A 7413-nucleotide genomic window follows, 5' to 3' on the forward strand; every position below is an offset into this window, starting at 1 on the left:
AAAGCAAATGAATTTCTTTAAGTTAGATTGATTTTCTTACATTTCTCTATTGCATTTCTTGGAATAATTTAGTATATTTGTTATATTAAGGATTTTGGGTCATTTTAAAGATTAAGATGGCAATTTAAATTTTTTATCTTAAGATGAAAGCGCTTAAATAGGAGGAAGGTTATACTCAAACTATTGAACAAATCAACTATCATTAAAGAAAATCGTTTCCAAGTCATACTTGGGCTCAGACAGTAGCTGACTGTCTTTATTCAAACTAGGAGTACATTATGAATCGATACCTTTTTGAAAAAGGGCAAACTTTTAGCATCAGAAAATTAACCGTTGGTGTTGCTTCGGTTATGGTTGGGCTCGCTTTTTTTGCATCTGGAACAGCACTAGCGGACGAAGCAAAATTTGAAGCTACAAGTTCTCAACCAAACGTAGAAAAATTGGCCGGGGCTGAAAAAACCAAACCAGAAATCAAAAATGAAAGTCCTGTAATCTCTACACCTCAAAAGTCAGAGCAAGCAGAGAAAACTGTTAAACCAGCAGAAGAAAAATCTGTAGCAGATACTAAAACTGCTGACCTGCTTCCTGAAGAAATCCACGATCAAGCTTATCCTAATACGCCCGTGAAAAACATAGATACTTCAGCAATTGTAGACAAGAAGGATAGCCCAAAAGTTGAGACAGAAAGCATTCTAAAAAACAAGGAAGAACTTCCAAAAGAAGCTGAAAATGCTAATCGTGCAATCATCAACGGTGGTCTAGATTTGAAGCACGTACCTTATGAAGGACAACCTGCTACTGCTGCTAGTATGATTTACACTATTTACAATGGTGGTTCCCAACGCTATATCGTGCCTGGTTCTGGTATTTTTGTGGCACCAAATGTCATCTTGACTGTCGCTCACAACTTTTTAGAATCAAACCGTGATACAAAAGAAGGACATATTCGAGGTGGAGATTCTGCTAAGTTTTACTATAACCTCGGTTCTAATTCTGCAGTTCGTAATTCTCAACCTGTAACGGGTAATACTACTCTTTTTAAAGAAGAAGATATTCATTTTTGGAACAAGAAAGAATTTGGAAAAGGATATCAAAATGACTTGGCTGCTGTTGTAGCACCTGTTCCTCTTCAAATCGCTAGTCCAAATAAAGCTGCTACCTTTGTTCCCTTGGCAGAAAATAAAACCTATCAACCAGGAGATCCTGTTAGCACGATTGGATATCCGAACGATTCAAGCTCACCAGAGCTCAAAAAACCAATTGTTGCTGGTCAACTTTACAAGGTAGATGGTGTTGTGAAGTCTGTTGATAAGTATGATGATAAAGGCTCAAAAGGCATCACCTATCATATGACTTCTATTTCAGGCCTTTCAGGTGCTGGCATTATCAACGGCGATGGTAAAGTAGTCGGTGTTCACCAACACGGCACAATCGAAAACGGCATCCCTGACAAAGACCGTTTCGGTGGTGGAATCGTTCTCTCCCCTGAGCAAGTCAAATGGGTAAAAGATATTATCGCTAAATATGGTGTCAAAGGTTGGTACCAAGGTGATAATGGGAAACGATATTACTTTACTCCTGAAGGAGAAATGTTCAGAAATAAAACTGCTGTTATTGGTGAAAATCAATATTCTTTCGATGAAAACGGTGTTGCAACACTCATTAAAGGAATCGATTACGGACGTGTAGTGGTTCAACACGTAGACGAAACTGGCAATCCAATCAAAACTGATGATACTTTTGTTGAAAAGACCGAAGTTGGAACAGCTTTTGATTATGACTTCAAAAAAGAAATCGCTAAGACCGACTTCTATACAAAAAATCAAGAGAAATACCAGATTGTCTCTATTGATGGCGTCGAAATCAACAAGCAACTCAAAGATGAGTGGACTTACAAGGTCGTCAGCAAAACAGCTCCAGGAACACGGGTCATCAAGGTGGTTTATAAAGTGAATAAAGGTTCATTTGCCATTCATTATCGCTTGAAAGCCTCAGAGCAAGAATTAGCAGATGTGACTACTGATAATAACGATGGAAAAGAATACGATGTTTCCTTTGTAAATACTTTTGAAGCAAAAGAAATCGCAGGCTACCGCGCAATCACTCCACGCTTAGAAGCCAGCATCCAGCACAAGGGTGTGAATGATATCGTCTTTGAATACGAAAAAATCTCTGATAGCTCTAATCCGACTTCAACTGTTTTACCTGTTGCTCATCCAGAAGATAAGGAAACAGAAATCGGAAATCACGGTCCGCTTCCAAGCAAGGCTCAACTTGATTATCACAAGGAAGAATTAGCCGCCTTCATCCACTATGGTATGAATACTTATACCAATTCTGAGTGGGGACACGGAAATGAAGATCCTAAAAACTTCAATCCAACTAACTTAGATACAGACCAATGGATTCGTACTCTAAAGGAAACTGGCTTTAAACGCACTATTATGGTTGTCAAACACCACGACGGTTTCGTTATTTACCCATCTAAATATACAAATCATACCGTAGCTGCAAGCCCATGGAAAGATGGAAAAGGGGACCTTCTAGAAGAAATCTCTAAATCTGCTACTAAATACGATATGAACATGGGTGTTTACCTATCACCATGGGATGTTAATAGCCCTAAATATAAGGTAGCTACTCAAAAAGAATACAACGAATACTACCTCAATCAACTAAAAGAAATCCTTGGCAATCCAAAATACGGTAATAAGGGTAAATTTATCGAAGTCTGGATGGATGGAGCACGCGGTAGCGGTGCCCAAAAAGTAACCTATACTTTTGATGAGTGGTTCAAATACATCAAGGAAGCTGAAGGAGATATCGCTATCTTCTCTGCCGAACCAACAAGTGTCCGTTGGATTGGAAATGAGCGTGGTATCGCCGGTGACCCTGTATGGCACAAGGTCAAGAAAGCAAATATCACCGAAAACGTTAAGAACGAATACCTTAACCACGGTGACCCTGACGGAGATATGTACTCTGTAGGGGAAGCAGATGTTTCTATCCGTTCTGGCTGGTTCTACCACGATAACCAGCAGCCAAAATCCCTCAAAGAATTGATGGATATCTACTTCAAGTCTGTTGGTCGTGGAACGCCACTTCTTCTCAACATTCCACCAAACAAAGAAGGTAAATTCGCAGATGCTGATGTGGCTCGCTTGAAAGAGTTCAAGGCAACCCTTGATCAAATGTATGCGACTGACTTTGCCAAAGGTGCGACTGTTACGGCAAGTTCTACTCGTCAGAATCATCTCTACAAGGCCAGCCACCTTACAGACGGTAAAAACGATACTAGCTGGGCGCTTTCAAATGATGCTACAACTGGTAGTTTCACAGTTGATTTAGGACAAAAGAGACGTTTTGACGTCGTGGAACTCAAGGAAGATATTGCCAAAGGACAACGTATTTCTGGATTCAAAATCGAAGTCGAGATCAACGGTCGCTGGGTTCCATATGGTGAAGGTTCAACCGTAGGCTATCGTCGTTTGGTCCAAAGTCAACCTGTAGAAGCACAAAAAATCCGAGTTACGATTACTGGCTCACAAGCTACACCAATCCTAACCAACTTCTCAGTCTTTAAAACTCCAAGCACTATCGAAAAGAATGATGGCTATCCTCTTGGACTAGAATACCACTCAAATACAACGGCTGACAAGGAAGGTACAACTTGGTACAACGAGTCAGAAGGTATTCGCGGCACTTCTATGTGGACCAACAAGAAAGACGCCAAAGTCACCTATCGTTTCACAGGAACCAAGGCTTATGTTGTATCAACAGTCGATCCAAGCCATGGTGAAATGTCTGTATTCGTGGATAGTCAAAAAGTCGCAGATGTACAAACCAAGAACAGTAGCCGTAAACGTAGCCAAAAAGTTTACGAAACTGGTGATTTAGCACCTGGAGAACACACTATTACGCTCGTTAACAAAACAGGTGAACCAATCGCTACAGAAGGAATCTACACTCTAAATAATAACAGTAAGGGTATGTTTGAGCTTGAAGCAACTTCTTACGATGTAGAAAAAGGAAAACCTGTTACTGTTACCATTAAACGTGTTGGTGGAAGCAAAGGAGCTGCTACCGTTCGCTTCATTACGGAACCTGGAACAGGTGTTCACGGTAAGGTTTACCAAGATACAACTCAAGATGTGACCTTTTCAGATGGTGAAACAGAGAAAACTGTTACCATTCCAACTATCGACTTCACCGAACAAGCTGACTCAATCTTTGACTTCAAAGCAAAACTCACTTCTGCGTCTGATGGTGCTCTACTCGGTTTTGCTACCGACGCAACTATTCGAGTAATGAAAGCTGATTTATTGAAGACAAATCAGACAAATTACGACGACCAAGCTAGCCAATTAGATTACAGTCCTGGATGGAGACACGAAACCAACTCTTCTGGCAAATACCAAAACACTGAATCATGGGTATCATTTGGACATCTGACAGAGGATCAGAAGAAAAAGACAACTGTGACTGCTTATTTCTATGGTACAGGCTTAGAAATCAAAGGATTTGTTGACCCAGGTCATGGTGTCTACAAAGTATTCCTTGATGGTAAAGAAGTCACCTATCAAGATGGAATGGGCAATGCATCCACTATTGATGGTAAGAAATACTTTAGCGGTCATGCTGCCCAACGCCAAGGTGACCAGACTCTAGTCAGCCTAAAAGGACTTGATGAAAACTTGCACGTAGTAACTCTCCAACTAGACCCTGAAAAGAATGATTTGACCAAAAAAATCGGTATGCAAGTGGATCAATTCATTACACAAGGCGAAGGAAGCGAACTATACAGCAAAGCAGAAATCCTTCAATCTATCTCCAAATGGAAAGAAGACTTGTCTAACTTTGATCCTGCTGGATTGAAAGATACTGCAACTGCACGCCAAGCATTTAAGTCTAATCTTGATAAACTCACTGCCCAATTAAGTTCTGATACTGTAAATGTACAAGATGTGATGGCAACAGTCACTGCTTTGCAAGATATTCTTAGCAAAGATGAAAATTACCAAAAACCTGGAGACGAAACAGACCCAGAACAACCAGTTGAACCGAAACAACCTGAACAGCCTGAAATCAATTATGATAAGGCTATGGCTAGCTTGACCGAAGCTATCGAGAAAAAAGTGACTGAACTCGGTACTAACAACGAGGCTAAGAAGAAATTAGTCGAAATTACTGATAAAGCAATCACAGCTATCCAAGAAGCGAAGACTCAAGAAGACGTCAACAAAGCCCTCAACAACGCTCTTGAACAAATCAAGCAATTGCAACCTAGTCAACCAGAACAACCGGTTGGATCGAAACAGCCTGAACAGCCTGAAATCAATTACGATAAGGCCATGGCTAACTTGACCGAAGCTATCGAGAAAAAGGTGGCTGAACTTGGTACTAACAACGAGACTAAGAAAAAATTAGTTGAAATTACTGATAAAGCAATCGCAGCTATCCAAGAAGCGAAGACTCAAGAAGACGTCAACAAAGCCCTCAATAAGGCTCTTGAACAAATCAAGCAACTGCAACCTAGCCAACCTGAAAAACCAGTTGAACCGAAACAACCTGAACAGCCTGAAATCAATTATGATAAGGCTATGGCTAGCTTAACTGAAGCTATCGAGAAAAAAGTGGCTGAACTTGGTACTAACAACAATGCTAAGAAGAAATTAGTTGAAATTACTGATAAAGCAATCGCAGCTATCCAAAATGCTAAGACTCAAGAAGACGTCAACAAAGCCCTCAATAACGCTCTTGAACAAATCAAGCAATTGCAACCTAGCCAGCCAGAACAACCAGTTGATCCGAAACAACCTGAAAAACCAATTACTTCTTCAAGTCCTGAAGAAGGGGTTAAAGAGCTTGTCTTCCAACTCCCAAGTTTGGATATTGTTAAGAAGGCAGTACCATTCAAGACTATCCGTCGCGAAAATCCACAATTAGACAAAGGAAAAGAACAAGTTCTAGCAGAAGGGAAAGATGGTGCTATAATCGAGTATGTCGAAGTAGATGGCAGCAATCGCAAGGTAGTTCAAACTGAATCAACTCCAGCTCTAGACCGAGTGATTGAAGTTGGAACGAAACAAAGCTCTGTAGGAACAGATACTCCACCAGTTGTGAATCTTCCTGAGTACCTTCTACCAAAAGAGCCTGAAAAACCAATTACTTCTTCAAATCCTGAAGAAGGGGCTAAAGAGCTTGTCTTCCAACTCCCAAGTTTGGATATTGTCAAGAAGGCAGTACCATTCAAGACTATCCGTCACGAAAATCCAAACTTAAACAAAGGGAAAGAACAAGTTCTAGCAGAAGGTAAAGACGGTTTGCTAGTTGAGTATGTCGAAGTAGACGGCAGCAATCGTAAGGTAGTTCAAACTGAATCAACTCCAGCTCTAGACCGAGTGATTGAAGTTGGAACTAAACAAAGTTCTGTAGGAACAGAGGCGCCACCAGTCGTTACTCTTCCTGAGTACCTTCTACCAAAAGAACCTGAAAAACCAATTACTTCTTCAAATCCTGAAGAAGGGGTTAAAGAGCTTGTCTTCCAACTTCCAAGTTTGGATATTGTTAAGAAGGCGGTACCATTCAAGACTATCCGTCGCGAAAATCCAAACTTAGATAAAGGAAAAGAACAAGTTCTATCAGAAGGTAAAGACGGTTTGCTAGTTGAGTACGTCGAAGTAGACGGCAGCAATCGTAAGGTAGTTCAAACTGAATCAACTCCAGCTCTAGACCGAGTGATTGAAGTTGGAACTAAACAAAGTTCTGTAGGAACAGAGGCGCCACCAGTCGTTACTCTTCCTGAGTATGTTCTACCTAGAGAAACTGAAAAACCAGCTCCTGCAGTTGTAACAGAAGATTCACCAAGAAAAGATGAAAAAGCACCTGTTACTACTACAGTTAAACAAGACAAGGAAAAACAACTCCCAGAAACTGGAGAACAAGAAGCAAATGCCTTCTTATTCTTGGCTGCTATTACTTCAGTATTGTCTCTACTCATATTCCAAAAGAATTTTAAAGACTAATTAAAATCTTTACTTCATTCTTTTCAATGATTCTAGTTCCCCCAAAGAGAAGACCAGCCGGTCTCAATGTCATTAAGTTAAGAAATTCAAATACAATTCTGTATTTGGGTTTCTTTTTTATGTGATAAACTATAGTTAAGGAGGTATTTCCCATGATAAAACAGATTAAATCCCACTTGAATAAGAGTATTCAGAGTATCCTTGGTCAAAAAGTTGAGTTCGTCAAACAAGATGAACAGGCCTTTACTCGTAAAAGAAGGTTATCACTAGAAACCATGATTCGTACAATTCTGGGAATGGGCGGGAAATCACTGTCAAAAGAATTACTAGATGCCAGACTGACAGTTTCAAATTCAGCCTTTGTTCAAAGACGCTATCAAATAAAACC

General features: G+C 40.2%; 1 protein-coding gene and 1 pseudogene. Both read left to right on the plus strand.

All coding sequences use genetic code 11. The features are described from left to right. Positions 1-278 precede the first annotated feature (278 nt). Positions 279-7025 (plus strand): G5 domain-containing protein, encoded by a 6747-nt coding sequence (locus tag SK629_RS09145; protein ID WP_042901551.1) that lies wholly within the window; start codon positions 279-281, stop codon positions 7023-7025. A gap of 152 nt (positions 7026-7177) precedes the next feature. Beyond that, positions 7178-7413, plus strand: a pseudogene (locus tag SK629_RS09150) (IS4 family transposase); the annotation flags it as partial.

This window comes from Streptococcus mitis (assembly GCF_000722695.1).
In the GTDB taxonomy this organism is placed as follows: Bacteria; Bacillota; Bacilli; order Lactobacillales; family Streptococcaceae; genus Streptococcus; species Streptococcus mitis_O.

What these genes read in the sequence shown, in the direction of transcription:
- SK629_RS09145 (WP_042901551.1), top strand. Translation starts at nt 279, where the DNA reads ATGAATCGATACCTTTTTGAAAAAGGGCAAACTTTTAGCATCAGAAAA.